This window comes from Streptomyces sp. CB02959, assembly GCF_002803155.1.
Classification (GTDB): domain Bacteria; phylum Actinomycetota; class Actinomycetes; order Streptomycetales; family Streptomycetaceae; genus Streptomyces.
Genome location: NZ_NNBP01000026.1, coordinates 1 through 17,536 on the forward strand (window position 1 = coordinate 1; position 17,536 = coordinate 17,536).

A 17,536-nucleotide genomic window follows, 5' to 3' on the forward strand; every position below is an offset into this window, starting at 1 on the left:
CGGCACCCTCACCGTCGCAGCAATCGTCATCTGGCTCCGCGACACCGTCCAAGAGCCATCAGAAACGACCTAGTGGCCTCCGCAGCCCCGCCTCACTTCACACGATCGAGGACCTACTCCCCGAAGTAAGCGTGCTGTGCGGAGAGCAGCGATATGTCGGAGGGCGGCACAGCGGCATAACGCTGAAAGGCCGTCCGTGAGAGGCAGGAGGAGCCTGAAATGCCGAACAACGTCCAGGTGAATGTGGCGGCGAAGCCGGATCCCAAGCTCACGACGGCCAGCAGCAAGCAGCGAAAGCGACTGGACGAACTCTGCGACAAGCTGGCAGGTAAGCACGCTCAGCTGTGCAATCTCACTGTTGATCCCGGCATCTGACAACCAGAACTGCCGAACCTTGGGAGCGCCGCAGAGTTCCAGCGGGGCGGAAGCACCCTCGCCAGCCTCTTCAGGAAGGCGGCGTCCCAGATAGCCCGGCTCTGGCCTATAGGGATGTCGCGCCGCTCCCCGAGCACAGGGAGTGGAAGCCTGCCTCATCGGCGACACACCGCCGTAGCCTGCCACGTGCAGAAACCCCACCGGAACACTCCGGCGGGGCCTCGACATGCCACGAGCTCTCACGCAGATCTCACCAACTGGGCGTACTCCCCCGGACACAAGGCTCTGACTTGGCCTTAAGCGCCCTCCCTGGACCTGCTGGACGCCTGTGGACGGGGGTTACAACCTGTGCCATGTCGTTCCACCACCGACGGTCCGTCGTGCAGAGGTAGCTGTTGGCGACAACGCGCCTTGCCAGCTGGCTCGGCACGCGTGCTGAGGCTGAGCCAGGCGCAGGTGAAGACCTACTGGCGGATCGCCGTCACGTCGCCCGCCGGGTTGAAGAGCCTGGCGCACAGCGCCCCCAAGCCCCTCTTGTGCGCAGCACGCCAGCCTCTACCGCTCCAGTTGCAGAGACGAGAGGTACCGCGATGGCACTGATGCGGACATCGCCGTGTCAACCAAGAGTCGCCACGCCGTTCTTCCTCTGCACTGGCGACGGCGGATGGTCGCCCTCTCCAACGGCGCCGACAGCCCTTCCCGGCTTTCGGCGATTGACGCCAAGATCCGGACCACGCACGGACCAACTCCCTCCGGACGGTCTCCTCGACCTCCATCACAGCAGGTGAGCACCGCTATGAGCGCTGTACCACCAGCAGTCCAAGAACCTCCAGGTCGGATCACCCGTGTGCTGGGGCGACCACCCCAGCCGAAGAGGCGCTCGTCGGTAGCGACCACTGCGCCCTCGCCCCTGCCGGCGATCACTGGGCGTGCCCGCGGCAAGGTGGCTCGCGCACCTCAGTTCCGGCCGTGGTCGCGGAGCTTCCTGGGGAGAATCTGGGGAGTATCACGGCCGCTGGGGAGCGCGTGGGGAGAATCCGCTGCATAAATCAGCACGAGGCTGAAAGACAGAGAAAGAACCATTCGCGCAGGTCAGCGACCTACTTAGCGCCAACACCGCAGGTCAAGGGCGGCGCCTGGGCAACTCCATGATGTAGGTACCGAGGTCGTCCCCCTCGACGATCCCGGGGAGCGACCCACCCTCACGCAGGGGCGTGACATAGCGGGTCGCAACCACCTCTCGCAAAGCTTTCTCACGACTCAAGGGTCATTTTCCTTAGTTTCAATGGTCGACTTCAAAGAGGCTCACGGCCCGGAACTGCCCCCGCCCAACCCTGGGGAGAATCCGGGGAGAACCGACTGGCGCACAGAACACCCCGCTCGCCCGCGCAGCCCGTCGATGGCGCTTCGCCCTTTGCTTCCGGCCTCCGGCATGAAGTGAGCATAGTAACCGAGCGTGATGGCCGGGGATGAGTGGCCGAGCCACCGCCCGACGGTCACTACGGACTCCCCGCCGCCGGCAAGAGGGAGACAGAGGGAGGCACAGGTGTGCCGCAGCACGTGAAAACCGTCCTTGAGCTGATCACGTCACGAACTCGAAGCGCCGTCTCCCATAACCAAACCTCGCGGCGTTCCCGAGATGTCCGTGATGTTCCTCAGCGGCGGGTCCCCGCCGGTCGCCCTGGTTCGGGGCAGGCCAGTCCGGTCTGGTAGGCGATGACGACGAGTTGGGCTCGGTCTCGCGCGCCGAGTTTGGTCATCGCGCGGTTGACATGGGTTTTGGCGGTGACGGAGGTGACGAAGAGCCGCTGGGCGATCTCGTCGTTGGACAGGCCGGCCGCGACGAGGGTGACCACCTCGTTCTCGCGCGGGGTGAGGGGGGCCAGTTGCGGCGGCATGTTGCGGCCGGGTGGGGCGGGTTGGGCCAGGAAGCGGGCGATCAGGGCCTTGGTCGCGGTCGGGGAGAGCAGGGAGTCGCCTGCGGCCACTACCCGGATCGCGTTGAGGAGTTCGTCGGGGTTGACGCCTTTGCCGAGGAAGCCGCCGGCGCCTGCGCGGAGGGCCTCGGCGACGTATTCGTCGTTCTCGAAGGTGGTCAGGATGAGAATCCGCACGCCCGCGAGGTCCTCGTCGTCGCTGATGAGTTTGGTCGCGGCGAGGCCGTCGAGGTCGGGCATGCGGATGTCCATCACCACGAGGTCGACGTGGTGGCTGCGGGCCAGTTGGACGGCCTCGCGTCCGGTTGCCGCTTCGGCGACGACTTCCATGCCTGGGGTGGAGTCGATGAGCATGCGGAAGGTGCCTCGCAGGAGGGCTTGGTCGTCGGCGAGCAGGACGCGGATCGTCATGAGGTCAGGTCCTTCCGGGCGGCGGGCAACGGGAGTTCGGTGTGGATGCGGAAGCCTCCGGCGGGGCGGGGCCCGGCGGCGAGGGTTCCGCCCGCGGCCTTGGCCCGCTCGCGCATCCCGATCATGCCGTGCCCCGTGCCGGCACTGTCGTTGCTGCCGGCTTCCGGTGTTCCGGTGCCGTTGTCTTCGACGGTGATCCGCAGGGCGTCGGTCCGGTGGTCCAGGTGGACGCGCACCGGGACGGGGCCCGCGTGCTTGCGGGTGTTGGTCAGGGCTTCCTGGACGATCCGGTAGGCGGCGAGGTCGATGATCGGCGGCACCGGCGACCCGGTTTGCCGGCCGGTGCGTTCGAGGGTGATGCCAAGTCCGCTGTGGCGGAAGGACTCCAGCAGGGTGTCGAGGTCGGCGAGGCCGGGTGCGGGCTCGCGGGGAGTGGCCCGGTCGTCGCCGTGGCGGAGGAGTCCTACTGTCGCGCGCAGCTCGTCCAGTGCCGTACGGCTGGTGTCCCGGATGCGTTCGAGGGCCTGGTAGGCGTGGTCGGGGTCGCTGCGCATCAGGTGATGGGCGACGCCCGCCTGGGCGTTGACCAGGGTGATGTGGTGGGCGACGACGTCGTGGAGCTCTCGGGCTATGCGCAGGCGCTCTTCGATGACGCGGCGGCGGGCTTCCTCCTCCCGAGTGCGTTCGGCCCGTTCGGCGCGTTCGATGGCGGCGGCGAGGAGCCGTTGGCGGCTTCGGGCGGCGTCGCCGCTGGCGACCGCCAGGCACATCCCGGCGATCACGGCCAGATGCTGCCAGAGGTTCTCCAGCCCCGGCTCGCGGATCAGCGACGCGGCCACGATCGCCGCGGTCGCGTATGCGGTTACGCGCCAGGCAAAGCGCGGGTCGGACCGCCTGGCCACGGCATGGACCGCGACCACGGTGGGGATGGGCGAGCCTCCGGGGAAGGAGATCAGGAGGATCTGGGCGATGTTGACGGCCAGGGTCGCCACGACGACCGGGACCGGCCGGCGGGTGCGGGCGGCCAGCGGCGCACAGGCAAGCGCCAGGCCGCCGATGGCCCACCCGATCGGGCTGTGATGTCGGTAGGCGGTGAACACCGCCACCGGGGCGGACAGGGCGAAGCAACCGAGTGCGGCTGCCAGGTCGGCCACCCACGGCGAGGCCCGCAGCCACCCTGTGGGATGGTCGATCATGTGCACTCCTTCAGCGTACGCAGCCCCGTCCGCACCCGGGATCCCGTGTGCGGACGGGGCTGCGCGCCCTGGGCTTTGTCCCCGGCGCGGCGGGCTCGGCCCGGGCACGGGGTCAGGCGGTGGCGTGCTCGGTGAGGCGGTTGCGGTGCTGGAGCAGGGCGCGCGGGCTGTTCCAGCCGAGTGCGCCGACGACCTTGCCGTCTGCGTGGTAGAGCGCGACGAACCTGGGTGACCGGGGATCGCCGTCGACGACTTCGATGGGCGCGTCGGACGGGCACCAGCCATGGATCTGGATCTTGGTGTCGTACTGGTCGGTCCAGCCGAACGGGATCGGGGCGTACGGCAGCGCGCGGTTCGGGCCGGCCAGGAGGTTCCGGGCGGCGATGATGGCTTGTTGAGTGGCGTTGGTACGTTGTTCCAGCCGGATCCGTCCAACGGCGAGGGGGTGCGGCCAGTTGGCGACGTCGCCGGCCGCGTACACGCCGGATACGGCTCGGCAGGTGGGGTCGCACAGCACACCGTCGCCCAGCGGGATCCCGGAGTCGGCCAGCCAGTCGGTTGCCGGCACCGAGCCGATGGCGACCACGACCACGTCGGCGGGAAGTCGAGTGCCGTCATCGAGGACCACCGCGGTGACCCGGCCGTTCTCGCCGGTCATGCTGGTGACGTGGCGGCGCATGTGGAGAGACACCCCGTGTTCGCGGTGCGTCTCGGCCACCAACTGCCCGATCTCCGAGCCGACTTGCCGGGCCAGCGGGGTGGGCTCGACGTCGACGAGGGTGACGTCCAGGCCGAGGCCGCGTGCGGTGGTGGCGATCTCGCTGCCCAGGAACCCGGCGCCGATCACCACCACACGGGGTCCGGCCAGCAGCTGGGCGCGTAGCGTCAGCGCGTCGTCGAGGGTGCGCAGCACATGCACCCCGGCCAGATCGTGGCCGAAGGGCAGCCGGCGGGGGCGCAGCCCGGTGGCGATGATCAGGCCGTCGTAGTCCAGGCGTTCCCCGTTGTCCAGGGTGACAGTACGTGCCACCGAGTCCGCCCCCGTCGCCCGGCAGCCCAACTTCAGGTCCAGTTCCAGGCGTTGGACGTCCTGCTCCGGGCGCAGCGTGGCCTTGTGGGGTTCCCATTCGCCGGCCAGGATCTGCTTGGACAGTGGTGGCCGGTCGTAGGGGAGCCGCAGTTCGTCGCCGACCATGGTGAGCGTGCCGGTGAAGCCCTCGCGGCGCAGGGCGTCGGCCGCGGTCAGGCCCGCGGCCGACGCGCCCACCACGACGATGCGGTCCATGGTGGGCACTACTTCTCCACCTCGATGGCCAGTGCGGGGCAGCGGGCGGCGGCGTCCTGGACCTGGGCCAGCAGCTCCTGCGGCGGGGCGGGGTCGAGCAGGACGACGATGCCGTCCTCATCGCGCTGGTCGAAGACCTCGGCGGCGGCCAGCACACACTGCCCGGCCCCCACACACTTGTCCTCGTCAATGGTGATCTTCATCAGGGAAGTTCTTTCTCGGGTGTGTTCGGTGATGCGCCGCGGACAGCGGTCGTCTACCAGGCCACGGGGAGCTTGTGGACGCCGTAGACGAGCATGTCGTCGCGCATCGGCACGTCCTCCACCGGCACCGCCAGCCGCAAGGTGGGGAACCGGTCGAGCAGGGCGGAGAAGGCAGCCTTCATCTCCACCCTGGCCAGCTGCTGTCCCAGGCACTGGTGGATCCCGTGGCCGAACGCCAGGTGCGGGCTGTAGGTGCGGCCCACGTCCAACTGGTCGGGGTCGTCGCCGAAGTGCTCCGTGTCGCGGTTCCCCGAGGAGAGGGAAGCCACCACCGTGGAGCCGGCCGGGATCCGGTGGCCGCCCAACTCCACGTCCTCAACAGCCGTGCGGCGCACGCCGTACTGGATCACGCTCAGATATCGCAGCAGTTCCTCGACGGCGGTGTCCAACAGCGACGCATCGGCGCGCAGCGCCTCCCACTGGTCGGGGTTGTGGAGCAGGCACAGGGTGCCCAGCGCGATCATGTTGGCCGTCGTCTCGTGCCCGGCGAGCAGCAGCAACCCCCCGACACCGGCAAGTTCCGCATCGGTCAGTTCTCCGGAGCGCACCAGATCGCTGAGGATGTCATCGCCGGGCTCGGCCCGCTTGGCGACGGCGAGTCGGCCGATGAACTGGTTCATCGCCTGTTGGGCCTGCTGGACCTCCTCGGGGCTCGCGTCGAGCCTGATGAGCGTGGCGGAGGTGCGTTGGAACTCCTCTCGGTCGGCGTAGGGCACCCCGAGCAGTTCGCAGATCACCAGGGAGGGGACCGGCAGGGCGAAGGCCTGCACGAGGTCGACCGGGCCCTCGGCGGCGGCCATCGCGTCCAGCTGCTCGGCGACGATCTTCTCCACCGCGGGGGTCAACTGCCGCATCCGGCGCACGGTGAACCGGCCGGTGAGCAGCCGGCGGAACCGGGTGTGCTCGGGCGGGTCCATCATGATGAACATCCCCGGCGCCGGCGGGGGCGGCGAGCCATCGCCATCGGCGGCGCCGCCGGTCCGCAGCTGACGGCGCCGGGAGCTGAACCGCGGATCGGCCAGCATCTCCCGCACCTCCTCATAGCCGGTGACCAGCCAGCCGGTCAGGCCATCCGGCAAGGTCACCTCCGCGACCGGGTCCTGCTCCCGCAGCGTGCGGTACTCCGGCGGGGGATCGAACGGACAGGTCCGCGCCATCGGCTGCGTCCTGGGAACAGGCTGTGCTTGAGCTTCGGTCATGACTGGGAAGTCCTTTCCATACGGTGGGAAGGGTGGGATATCTCGATGCCCAAGGGGCCGGGAAGGGCGGAGACCTCGCAGCGGTGCGTTCCGACACCCCGCCGGTAGATGCGCCAGCCCAGCAGTGCGGTGAGTGCGAGAACGATCGGGCCGAAGACGTCGACCGCGCCGAGGGCGACCGCCTGACCGGAGAAGAACAGCGGGAGTTGGACCGACAGCATCACCACGTGCCCGGCAAGCATCACCAGGTTGCCCCTGCTGAGCGCCCGCCGACGCACCGCACACCGTCGCCATCGGGTCCGCTCACCCGTGATCAGCCCGACCGCCAAGCCCATCGGCGGCCATCCGAGCAGCAACAGCACCGGCGTCACCACGGTCATCACGCAGTGCACCACCAGGGCGGGGAGGAAGAAATGCGTGGCCTGTCCGCTGCAGGCAGCCAGCACACCTCCGACACCCATCAGGCCGAGAACAGCCAGAGCGCGCCGCACGCGCTCCCCACGCACCAACCGGTAGACACAGATCCCCACCCCGGCCACGACAGCCGGCGCAAGAGCGACGACGACCCGGTGGGTGAGCGCAAAGCCCACGGTGAAACCGAAGACGGGCGCGACATCGATCACAGCGTCACGCAGCCGACGGCGGACCGCCTCTCCAGCGACGTCCGCATGGCGGGTCCCAGGATGCACGACTGCTCCAACTCCTCGACAGACGGCCCTTCTTTCGGCCGCTTGAGCACTGTCCACAGTGCCGTGCGGCCGCACGGCCGTCGTCGCGCGTCCGCAGACACTTGACCTGCTGCAAACGCAGTAGGCGGCCGGGAGCACTTGCTACGAACGCAGACACCGGCCGGAGCGGGAGACCGGCCGGGCGGACTCCGTAAGGCCCCTTCCTCGCTGTGCGCCGCCCGGCCGGATCGCCTCTGCGCCGCGAGGCAGTGGCGGGGCGGGCGAGGTGGGGCGGCTCAGGGCTCGCCACGCTACTGGGGTCGGCCGATCGGTCCTGGGCAGAGGCCGGTTGAGCCGGCCGCCGCCGTACGGGACGCGGACCTCGCGTTCGATCGCGGGGCGCCTTCGTTCTGTCCGGGGAACGGGCAATCGCTAGGCATATCCAAGACGTGTGCTATTAAATCCCTGACATTGCATGGCGCGTGGGGGATCGAATGACTTCTTTCGAAGGTCGCCTTCTGGGGCGGGCGGCCGAGCTGGCGGAGCTGTCCCGATTGGCGGAGTCCACACTCGCCGGCGTGGGGCAGGCCGCCTTCGTGGTGGGGGAGGCCGGTCTCGGGAAGACCGCGGTGCTGGAGCAGGCCGCGGCGGACGTCCGGCGCAGGGGCATGCAGCTGCTCTCCGCGAGCGCCCAGAACCTGGCGCAGCCATGCCCGTTCGCTGTCATCTCCAGCTGCTTGCGGCTGGAGGACTCCCCCTCGGACGAACGGCGGGCGCAGGCCGCCGAGGTCCTGCGCGGCGATGCCCGCTACGGTGTGGCGGGCGCCAGGAGCGAGGCCGCGGGGGCGGATGCGGCGACGATCGAGGCGATGGTCGGACTGGTCGAGGACCTGTGCGCGCAGCGGCCGTTGGCCCTGTTCCTCGACGATCTGCAGTGGGCCGATCCGGCGAGCCTTGCCGTGTTGCACAAACTGGTGCGCTCGGTGCACCAGTTGCCGCTTCTCGTGGTCGGCGCCCACCGCCCCGTGCCCGGAGCGGGGGATGTCGCCCAGCTGTCGCGGAGCACGATCGCCGGCAACCGCACGCGGCTGGAACTGGCACCACTGGATGCCCCGGCCGTGGCGGCCCTGCTCGCAGACCGCTGCGGCCGGGAGGCCGGCCCCCGACTGCGGCGGATGGCCGAGGGAGCCGCCGGAAACCCGCTGTACCTCACGGAGTTGATCGCCGCGCTGCGGCGCGAGCACGCCATCGAGACCGGGGGAACCATGGCGGAGATCTCCTCCGACTGTGCGCTGCCGCCGCTGACCGCGCTGGTCACGCACCGGTTCCGCCACCTGCGCGAAGACCTGCTCCAGATGCTGCGCGTCGTCTCCGTACTGGGCGCCGGCTGCACCACCGCCGAACTCGCCGCGGTCATGGACATCCCGCTGCGCGACCTGCTGACCGCCATGGCCGAGGCCGAGGCGTCCGGAATCCTGAGAGACACCGGCCAGTGCCTGCGCTTCCGCCATGAGCTCATCCGGAACGCGCTGTACGACGCCGTGCCGGGGTCGGTCCGGGCCATGCTGCACATGAAGGCGGCCCAGCGGCTCGCCGAGGCCGGCGCGGCTCCGGAACGCGTTGCCGAGCACCTGCTCAACGGGGTGCCGAGCCCGGAATTCCTGATCACCTGGCTGGAAGGATCGGCCGCCCGGCTCACCACACGGGCCCCCGCCATGGCTCTGCGGCTCCTCACCACGGCGCTGGAGATCGGCGACCCCGCGGACGCCGGATACGGCAACCTCCGTCTGCACCTCGCCGTTGCGCAGCTCTCCTGCGGCCGGCTCGCCGAGGCGGAGGAGAGCGCCCGATCCGCCCTGGCCAAGGCGCCCGACTCCGGGCTGGAATCCGTACTGCGCTGGATCGTCATCCAGGCCGCGTTCGCCCGCGGCCGGCCCGACCTGGCGCTGGCCGAGGCGCGGGCCGGATGCCGGAGCCCCGGTGTCCAGGCGATCGAACGGATCCAGTTCCAGGCGTTCAGCGCGGTGTGCCTCTTCGCGCTGGGCGACCTCGCCGAGGCCGGCGCCGTCGCCTCACGGGCCCGGTCCGCCGCCGACGAGGCCGGTGACAGCTCCGCCCTGGCCAGCACCCTGCACGTACTGGCCGCCAAGCGCTTCATCGAAACCCCCGACGCCGAAGCGGTCGAACTGGCGCGGCAGGCCACCCGGATCACCCCCGACACGATGCACCCCGCCCAGTGGCTGGGGCTGCAACTCTCCCTGGTCAACTGCTATATCGACCTCGACCGCGGGCCCGACGCCCAGCGGACCCTCGCCGCCGTGCAGAAACCGGCGGAGCGCATCGGCGGGATGTTCCTGCCCTGGTACCACCTGTCCTGCGCGCTCCTCGCGTTCCACACAGGGCGCTGGGACGACGCGCTGGCGGAGATCGAAGCGGGTCTCGACTGCGGAGACGAGGCCGCGATGAGCCGGGCGCTACGGGCGACGGCGGCGGTGATCGCCGCCCACAGAGGTCGTCGCCCCCTCGCCGAAGCACACCTGGCGGCCGTGCTGCCCGAGCTCGACAACGCGACGGTCGCCGCCTTCTACGAGTACCTGCCGATGTGCGCCGGCGCCCTGCTGGACGAGGCGCGGGGCGACGACCGACGCGCGTACTCCCGGCTCGCCGAGGCGTTCGCCGAGGGCGTCGGCCATCTGCCCGGCCAGCTGATCCTGGGCTTCCTCACCCCCGATCTGGTCCGACTCGCCCTGGCCCAGGGGGATCACGACAGCGCACGGCGCTACGCCGCCGCCGCGCAACGCCGGGCCGAGGACAGCGGCGGCCTCTACCACCTCGGTGACGCCTACCGTTGCGCAGGTCTGCTCAGCGGGGACCCCGATCTGCTCATGGAGGCGGTCCGCTGCTACCGCAACGCCCCGCGGCCGCTCAACGCGGCACACGCCTGCACCGATGCGGCCGAAGCACTGGCCCGCCGAGGGCGCCTGGACGACGCCCGGGTCCTGCTCGACCAGGCGCTGGCGACGTTCACCCGGCTCGGCGCGGTCTGGGACGCGGCGCAGGCGAAATCCCGCCTGCGGGCGGTCGCCGTCCGCCGCGGATCGCACCGGCCCCGAGCCGGCGCACGCGACGGCTGGCAGGCGCTCACACATACGGAACGCCTGGTCGCGGAGCATGTCGCCGAAGGGTGTTCCAACCCCGAGATCGCGGCTCGGCTGTCCATCGCGCGCAGCACCGTCAGCACCCATGTCTCCAGCATCCTCAGAAAGCTGGCGATGACCTCCCGGGTCGAAATCGCCGCGGAGGTGACCCGTCGGCAGCGGTCCGGGCGGTCGCGTTCGCAGGACTGAGCCGTCCGCCGGGGGCCGGGGCGCGCGGGCCCCACGCATCGTTCCCCGGCTCCGTTCGCGGAGGCCGGGGAACCGTCCGACGGCGGTGTGCCGTCAGATCACGAGGTGGCGCGCGGTGCGCCGGTCACCGGTTGTCGACGCACTCCTTGGCGAGGCTGTCGCTTGTGCACAGCACCAGGTTGCTGCTGAGCTGGTCGGTGCCGTCGACGGCGGGGACCGTGGCGGTGCCGTCGCCGGACCACTTGTCACCGAGGTCGTTGGTGAACGTCCACTTGCCGGTCACCGTCTTCATCAGCTGGCCTCGCATCGCCCAGCTGTAGTTGTTCGGCTTCACGGATATCTTGTTGGCGTCGCTGACGGTGTCGGTCTGGGTCCAGGAGTGCTCGTAGCGTGCGCTGATCGCGTTGCTGACCTTGGCCGTGACGATCTCGATGTTGACCCCGACCTCGCTGGTGACGGTGATGGAGCTGCCCACCGTGTTGGTCTGGGACGAGGTCTGCGTCCAGGTGATGGTCCGGTCCGCCGGGTCGGTGCTGTTGTTCCACACGTTGGAGCTGACCCGCTTGAGGTTGCCCACGGACGCCACGCTGTCGCCGGTGACCGCGTAGTCACAGGACTTGATGATGCTGGAACTGTTGCTGCACTGCTTGAGGGCGTACGCGGTGGCCAGATCCGACAGTGTGGGGCCCGTGTACCCGGGGCTGGGCGTCGGCCCGATGATCCACTCCTGGTTGCTGTTGCCGTTGCAGCCCGAGATGCCGACCGTCGTGCCGTCGTTGCCGCTTCCCCCGAACACGTCCATGCACTTGTCGGTGTTGACGTTCCGGATCAGGTAGTAGCCGCCGCCACCACGTGAGGGCTGCAAGTACCAGTTCTGCTTGGTGTTGGTCTGGTCGCAGTACCGCGGCTCGACGAGATGGTTGTTGTCGGTGTTGAAGTCGAGGCACTTCTGCGTCTTGTCGTTGCGGATCAGGAAGCTCCCGTCACCGTTGGGCAGGATGCTCCAGTTCGCCATCGGCGTCTTGTTGACGACGATCTCGGTCCCGTAGTCGGGTGAGTCCTTCGCCAGGTCCAGGGACGGCGCGAGGCCGTCCGCCTGGGGCAACCGCGGTGACAGGGACAGGCCCGCCAGTGCGGGGGTGTCCGCGTGGGCCGTTCCGGTCGTCAGCGGAGACACCGATGCGGCGAGCGTGGCGAAGGCGACCGCGGCGAATGCGGCCATCGTGCGCCGCACCGGCCCGTGGGGGGTCGACTCGGTGATCATGATTGGTCTGTTCTCCTTCGGCAGTTCTTGCCTGCAGGGCGGGTTCGACGACCGCCCTTGCGCCGCAACGCGGCAACCTGTTCCGGAAAGGAGGCGAGGAAGCACTCCGCCCCCGGCTGCGGCCTGCTGCGGCGGTGTCAACGTACGGGCCGCCACGTGCCGTTACATCCGTCAACTGACGGAGGCTTGAGGGACGGTGGCACCCCGGCGCTCCTCGGCGCCCGCCCGGGCATCGTCGAGGCGCGTACCGGTCGTCAACCGTTTCATGAGCATTCAACTGACTGCTCCTGAACGTTGTCGCGCACCGCACCTACGGTCCTTGAGGCTTTCGAAGGAAGGGACTCATGGACGCACTCCTCGCAGTCCGGGCTCGCGGGATCACCAAGTGGTTCGGCGATGTCGTCGCACTCGACGGCGTCGACCTGGATGTGACGCAGGGGCAGATTCACGGCCTGGTCGGCCCGAACGGCGCCGGCAAGACGACCTTGCTCGGCCTCCTGCTGGGTCTGGCCGTCGCCGACAGCGGCAGCCTGGCGATCCTGGGTACGCCGGTCGGGCGGGCACTCGACGCTCCCGACGGTGTCGCGGGCTTCGTGGACGGACCCGGGCTCTACCCCTCGCTCACCGCCCGGCAGAACCTCGCCGCGCTGGCCGCCCTCCGCGGTGACGGCGCGCGGACGACGGCGATCGACGACGCGCTCGCGCAGGTCGGGCTCACCGATGTCGCCGACGACCGGGCGCGCGGCTTCTCCCTCGGCATGCGACAGCGGCTGGGGCTGGCCGCGGCGCTGCTCACCAAGCCCCGGCTGCTCGTGCTCGACGAGCCGTCCAACGGCCTGGACCCGGCCGGCAAGAAGCACGTACACGCTGTCCTGACCCGGCTCGCGACGGACGGCACCGGCATCGTGCTCTCCAGTCACCGCATGGACGACGTGGAGGCCCTGTGCTCCGACGTCAGCATCCTCGCCGCCGGGCGGCTCGTCTTCTCCGGGCCGTTGAGCAAACTGGCCGCCGAGGAGCGGGAACTCGACTACCGCGTCCGCACCTCCGATGCGCACGCCGCCCGCCGACTGGCCGCCGAAACAGCCGGGATCCGCCTCGTCGACGACACCGGGGCACGGCACGACGCGCAGGTGCTCGTCGTGCGCGCGCCGGTGCCCGCCCTTGACGAACTGGTGGTGCGGCTGGTGCAGGCGGGCGTCGCGGTACGCGAGCTCTCCCCCGTGGTATCGCCGCTGGAGGCAGCGTTCCTCACCCTCACCGAACCCGAGGAGGCCGGGCGATGAACGCGACCCTCACCCACGCCCAGCCCCACGGTGCCGGTACCCGCCGCGCCTCGGTGGCGCGCGGCTACCGCTTCGAGCTGGTCAAGCTGGTCTCGCAGTGGCGGATCCGCCTGCTGGTTCTCGCCTGCTGGATCGCGCCGGCACTCTTCGTCGCCGCGGTGAGCCAGCAGAGCACGCTCCCCGTCGACACCCTCTTCGGCCGCTGGATGCACGCCACGGGATGGGCCGGGCCGCTGGTGGTGCTCGGTTTCGCGGGCACCTGGGCGCTTCCGCTGCTGACCTCGGTGGTCGCCGGCGACGTGTTCGCCGCCGAGGACCGGCTCGGTACCTGGCGCCACCTGCTCGTGGCGGTCCGCTCGCCCAGGCGGATCTTCGCCGCGAAGGCGTTCGCCAGCCTCACCGTCCTGATGCTGCTCGTGGCCGGGCTGGCCTGTTCCAGCGCGGCCGGTGGGGTCGTGGCGGTCGGCAACCAGCCGCTGGTCGGCCTCGACGGCCACCTGCTGACGCCGGCGGACGCCGCCGTCAGAGTCCTGCTCGCCTGGGTCTGCGTCCTCGCTCCGACCCTCGCCCTGGCCGGGATCGGACTGCTCGGGTCCGTCGCGCTGGGGCGCTCCCCGATGGGACTGCTGCTGCCCGTGCTCGTCGCCCTCGCGATGCAGCTCGCCCAGATGATGCCACTGCCCGTCGCCGTCCGCCTCGCCCTGCCCAGCTACGCCTTCATCGCCTGGAACGGGCTGTTCACCGGCCCGGCCCAGCTCGCCCCGCTCCTGATCGGCATCGGTGTCAGCCTGGCCTGGGCCGTGCTGGCGACGGCGCTGGCCTACCTGCTGTTCCTGCGGCGCGACTTCACCAACCTGAGCTACGACGGCTCGGGGCGCCGCACGGTCACCGTCGGAGTCCTGCCGCTGGCCGGGCTGGTCGCCGTGACGGTGGCCGTCCTCACCGCGTCGTCCACGGCCACCGGCTCCGGGATCGAGCAGGACAAGGTGCAGCGCTCGGTCGCCACGGCGTTCGCCCACCTGTACCGCATGCAGACCGAGCAGCTCCACCGGCCCCACGTCACCGAAGCCCAGCTGAAGGCCGAGGCGACGTGCACCAAGGGTGGTCTCCGGACTGCCGCGCAAGGGGCGGGCAACGACTGGCGCTGCGTCGTCTCCTGGCACCTCCCCGGCGTCGACGCCGCCGGCCAGGCCGTCTACCAGCTCGACGTGACCCCGGACGGGCGGTTCATGGCCGACGGCGATGGGCCGAAGGAGGTCAACGGCTACTTCCTGGTGCGGACCCCCGAGGGCGACGCACCGAACCCGCTGTGGCAGTTCGACGCCGATGTCGAACTTCTCTCCACCTCGAAGGGATGACTCCATGCAGGTCATACGCCGCCGCCGGCATGACGAGAACGAGCGTGCCGGAAAACTCCGCAGACGTTTCAGCCGCCGCGGCACCCTGGCCACGGCCACCGCGGTCGTACTCGCCGCCACCGCCGGCATCGGTTACGCCCAGACGCACCAGTTCGGCACCGCCCAGGTCGGCCAGAAGACGGCTGACGGCCAGGTCGTCTCCAGCGACCAGTACATCGCGCCGTACGGCGACCGCCTCGTCATCGACAACGGCAAGATCATGTCGTCCTCGGCCAGCCCGGACGGCACCCACATCGCGGCCTCGCTGACCGACGGCGGGGCGGCGCTGGCCATCGTCGACCGCAAGAACTGGAAGGTGCAGCAGCTCGTCAGCGCCTCCGCTTCGTCGAACCCGCGCATCAGCGGCAACTCCGTGGGCCAGGAAGGCCCCACGTACTCGCCCGACGGCAAGCAGCTGTGGCTGGGCCAGACCGACGGCTACACCAAGTTCACGGTGAATCCGGACGGCAGCGTCAGCGCCCCGGCGTTCGTCAAGATCCCGGCGGACGGGTCCAAGCACGCGCTGGTGGGCGAGCCGGTGTTCTCGTCCGACGGCGCCACCGTGTACGCCGCGGTCAACGGCCAGAACAAGGTGGTCGCCCTCGACGCGGCAACCGGGGCCGTCAAGCGCAGCTGGGACGTGGGCAACGCCCCGCGTGACATGGTCAAGGTCGGCGACAAGCTCTACGTCAGCAACGAGGGCGGCCGTCCGGCCAAGCCCGGCGAGACCACCATCAACTCCTACAACACCCAGGTGCCGGCCGACCCGAAGACCGGCGCCACCACCACCGGCACGGTCAGCGTCATCGACCTGGCGAAGCCGGATGCCGCCGTCGGCAGCATCGACGTCGGTCTGCACCCGACCGCCCTGTACGCCAAGGGCGGGGCACTGTTCGTCACCAACACCGCCACCAACGACGTGTCGGTCATCAGCACCGCCCGCGACAAGGTCGTGCAGACCATCGCCACCCGTCCCTGGCCGGAGGCGTCGGTGGGTTACGAGCCCAACGCGGTGACGCTCACCGACGACGGTCATCTGCTGGTGACGCTGGGCCGCGCCAACGCGGTCGCCGTATACAAGTACAAGAGCCCGCAGGAGCCGGTCAGTTACGTCGGCCTGCTCCCCACGGACTACTTCCCCTCGGAGATCGCCACCGTCGGCAAACAGGTGCTGGTCTCCAACACCCGCGGCATCGACGCCCGCCGCCCCAACACCAGCGGCGCGCACGGCACCCACGACACCACCTCCAGCCTGCAGCGGTTCACCCTGCCGGACGACAGCGTCATCAGGTCCGAGACGGCCAAGGTCTTCAAGCAGAACGGCTGGACGGGCAACGCGGTCAAGAAGGCCGACGGCAAGAACCACGCGAAGCCGACAGCGGTCCCGCAGCGGCTCGGCGACCCCTCGACGATCAAGCACGTCTTCCTGATCGTCAAGGAGAACCGGACCTACGACCAGGTCTTCGGCGACATCCCGCAGGGCAACGGCGACGCGAAGCTGGCGCAGTTCGGCGAGAACGTGACGCCGAACCAGCATGCGATGGCCAAGCAGTTCGGGCTGTACGACAACACCTACGACATCGGCACGAACTCCGCCGAGGGCCACAACTGGCTGATGCAGAGCGACAATCCGGAGTACACCGAGTCCTCGGCCGGTGAGTACCAGCGCAGCTACGACACCGAGAACGACGCTCTCGGCCACCAGAAGTCCGGTTTCCTGTGGACCGGTGCGCAGGCCGCGGGCAGGTCCGTCAAGGACTTCGGTGAGTTCCAGTCGGTGGAGAGCAAGCCGTCCGGAGCGACCTGGCAGAACCTGTACTGCGACGCCAGGACCATGGACGCGACCGGGAAGCCCACGGCCTATCCCATCAGGACCGGGTCGGCGATCCCCTCGCTCAACGACGTGTCGGTGCCCGGCTTCCCGATGTTCGACCTCGACGTCCCGGACGTCTACAAGTACCAGATCTGGAAGCAGGACTTCGAGAAGAACGGGCCGGCGAACCTGAACATGTTCTGGTTCTCCAACGACCACACCGGTGGTCCCGCGAGCCCGTCCGCCCAGGTCGCGGACAACGACCTCGCGGTCGGCAAGATGGTCGACAAGATCTCGCACAGCAAGTACTGGAAGGACTCGGCCATCTTCGTCGTCGAGGACGACTCCCAGGCCGGCCTCGACCACGTGGACGGGCACCGGGCCCCGATCCAGATCATCAGCCCCTGGGCACAGCACGGCAAGACCGACAGCCGTTACTACACCCAGATCACGATGATCCGGACCATCGAGCAGATCCTCGGGATCCACCCGATGAACCAGAAGGACAGCGCGGCCAGCCCCATGAGCGGCGCCTTCGCCACCCACCCGGACACCACCCCGTTCAAGGCGCAGCCCAACCGCGTCCCCCTCACCGACGGCCTGAAGACCCAGCCGTCCTGCGGCACGGACACCCCGGCACCGCAGAGCTCCACGGCGGCGGCCGTCTCACCCGCGAAGGTCCCCGCGGACAAGCAGGACCTGGCCGCAACCTGGGACAAGTGGAAGTCCAAGCAGCGGCTGACCGGCCCCCACGCCGTCCCCGACTACGCCAACCCCGCCCAGATGAACCACCTCACCTGGTACGCGACGCACAACTGGAACCGGCCGTACCCGGGCGAGAACAAGATCTTCGCGCCGCAGGACGTGCCTGGGGCGTACATTCCTTCCTCGGAGAACGACGGCTGATGTCTGCCGGAGGCTGAGGGGCGAGTGGCTTCGCCACTGCCCGGAGCACAGCCGGGGCCCCCTTTTTGCGGGCCCCGGCCGCGTCCTGCGACCTTGGGAGAGGTGTTCCGGTCCCACAGCCTGCGGCGCGATTCCGGTTGCTTGTTGCGGGTCATGAACGTTGTCGACAGCGCGCCCGTGCCGGCGGAC

At 69.7% G+C, this 17,536-nt stretch carries 12 protein-coding genes; 5 read left to right on the plus strand and 7 right to left on the minus strand.

Annotation, left to right across the window (positions count from 1 at the left end):
- The first annotated feature begins 219 nt into the window (after positions 1-219).
- Positions 220-375, plus strand: coding sequence for a hypothetical protein (locus CG747_RS48350; RefSeq protein WP_180985811.1), 156 nt, complete (start codon positions 220-222; stop codon positions 373-375).
- A gap of 1,655 nt (positions 376-2,030) precedes the next feature.
- Here CG747_RS48350 and CG747_RS33865 read toward each other — a convergent pair.
- The 6 genes from CG747_RS33865 to CG747_RS33890 all read right to left on the minus strand — a co-directional run bounded on the left by CG747_RS33865 (position 2,031) and on the right by CG747_RS33890 (position 7,355).
- Positions 2,031-2,723 carry a response regulator transcription factor gene (locus CG747_RS33865; RefSeq protein ID WP_100605704.1) on the minus strand — a complete coding sequence of 231 codons (693 nt, stop codon included), beginning with the start codon at positions 2,721-2,723 and terminating at the stop codon, positions 2,031-2,033.
- Complete coding sequence (locus tag CG747_RS33870; protein ID WP_100605705.1) at positions 2,720-3,919, minus strand: sensor histidine kinase; 1,200 nt, start codon at positions 3,917-3,919, stop codon at positions 2,720-2,722. The genes CG747_RS33865 and CG747_RS33870 overlap by 4 nt, the downstream gene beginning before the upstream one ends.
- A gap of 112 nt (positions 3,920-4,031) precedes the next feature.
- A complete protein-coding gene (locus tag CG747_RS33875) occupies positions 4,032-5,204 on the minus strand; it encodes an NAD(P)/FAD-dependent oxidoreductase (RefSeq protein WP_100605828.1) in 1,173 nt (390 codons plus the stop codon).
- A gap of 8 nt (positions 5,205-5,212) precedes the next feature.
- Entirely contained in the window at positions 5,213-5,407 is a 195-nt protein-coding gene (locus CG747_RS33880; RefSeq protein WP_100605706.1) for a ferredoxin, read from the minus strand.
- A gap of 53 nt (positions 5,408-5,460) precedes the next feature.
- Positions 5,461-6,666, minus strand: a complete 1,206-nt coding sequence (locus CG747_RS33885; protein ID WP_100605707.1) for a cytochrome P450 — start codon at positions 6,664-6,666, stop codon at positions 5,461-5,463.
- Positions 6,663-7,355: a DUF3159 domain-containing protein gene (locus CG747_RS33890; RefSeq protein ID WP_100605708.1), complete on the minus strand. Its 693-nt coding sequence runs from the start codon at positions 7,353-7,355 to the stop codon at positions 6,663-6,665. Before CG747_RS33890 ends, CG747_RS33885 begins: the two co-directional genes overlap by 4 nt.
- A gap of 473 nt (positions 7,356-7,828) precedes the next feature.
- On the opposite strand from CG747_RS33890, the gene CG747_RS33895 reads away from it, so the two are divergent.
- The gene (locus CG747_RS33895; protein ID WP_100605709.1) at positions 7,829-10,681 is read left to right on the plus strand and encodes a LuxR family transcriptional regulator; all 2,853 of its coding nucleotides are present in this window, start codon (positions 7,829-7,831) and stop codon (positions 10,679-10,681) included.
- A gap of 124 nt (positions 10,682-10,805) precedes the next feature.
- Here the strand turns inward: CG747_RS33895 and CG747_RS33900 are convergent, their stop codons facing one another.
- Positions 10,806-11,945: an RICIN domain-containing protein gene (locus CG747_RS33900; protein ID WP_100605710.1), complete on the minus strand. Its 1,140-nt coding sequence runs from the start codon at positions 11,943-11,945 to the stop codon at positions 10,806-10,808.
- Positions 11,946-12,289: 344 nt separating this feature from the next.
- Between CG747_RS33900 and CG747_RS33905 the strand changes: the two genes are divergently transcribed.
- From CG747_RS33905 to CG747_RS33915, 3 genes are read left to right on the plus strand one after another with little or no spacing between them, the layout of a single operon-like run.
- On the plus strand, positions 12,290-13,231 hold the full coding sequence (locus CG747_RS33905) for an ABC transporter ATP-binding protein (RefSeq protein ID WP_100605711.1): 942 nt from the start codon (positions 12,290-12,292) through the stop codon (positions 13,229-13,231).
- Positions 13,228-14,589, plus strand: a complete 1,362-nt coding sequence (locus tag CG747_RS33910) for an ABC transporter permease (RefSeq protein WP_100605712.1) — start codon at positions 13,228-13,230, stop codon at positions 14,587-14,589. Before CG747_RS33905 ends, CG747_RS33910 begins: the two co-directional genes overlap by 4 nt.
- A 4-nt stretch (positions 14,590-14,593) precedes the next feature.
- Positions 14,594-17,347, plus strand: coding sequence for a bifunctional YncE family protein/alkaline phosphatase family protein (locus tag CG747_RS33915; RefSeq protein WP_100605713.1), 2,754 nt, complete (start codon positions 14,594-14,596; stop codon positions 17,345-17,347).
- Positions 17,348-17,536: the final 189 nt, after the last annotated feature.

Coding starts and splice junctions, on each gene's coding strand:
- CG747_RS48350 (WP_180985811.1), top strand. CDS start 220: ATGCCGAACAACGTCCAGGTGAATGTGGCGGCGAAGCCGGATCCCAAG.
- CG747_RS33880 (WP_100605706.1), bottom strand. CDS start 5,407: ATGAAGATCACCATTGACGAGGACAAGTGTGTGGGGGCCGGGCAGTGT.
- CG747_RS33870 (WP_100605705.1), bottom strand. CDS start 3,919: ATGATCGACCATCCCACAGGGTGGCTGCGGGCCTCGCCGTGGGTGGCC.
- CG747_RS33900 (WP_100605710.1), bottom strand. CDS start 11,945: ATGATCACCGAGTCGACCCCCCACGGGCCGGTGCGGCGCACGATGGCC.
- CG747_RS33915 (WP_100605713.1), top strand. CDS start 14,594: ATGCAGGTCATACGCCGCCGCCGGCATGACGAGAACGAGCGTGCCGGA.
- CG747_RS33905 (WP_100605711.1), top strand. CDS start 12,290: ATGGACGCACTCCTCGCAGTCCGGGCTCGCGGGATCACCAAGTGGTTC.
- CG747_RS33910 (WP_100605712.1), top strand. CDS start 13,228: ATGAACGCGACCCTCACCCACGCCCAGCCCCACGGTGCCGGTACCCGC.
- CG747_RS33875 (WP_100605828.1), bottom strand. CDS start 5,204: ATGGACCGCATCGTCGTGGTGGGCGCGTCGGCCGCGGGCCTGACCGCG.
- CG747_RS33865 (WP_100605704.1), bottom strand. CDS start 2,723: ATGACGATCCGCGTCCTGCTCGCCGACGACCAAGCCCTCCTGCGAGGC.
- CG747_RS33895 (WP_100605709.1), top strand. CDS start 7,829: ATGACTTCTTTCGAAGGTCGCCTTCTGGGGCGGGCGGCCGAGCTGGCG.
- CG747_RS33885 (WP_100605707.1), bottom strand. CDS start 6,666: ATGACCGAAGCTCAAGCACAGCCTGTTCCCAGGACGCAGCCGATGGCG.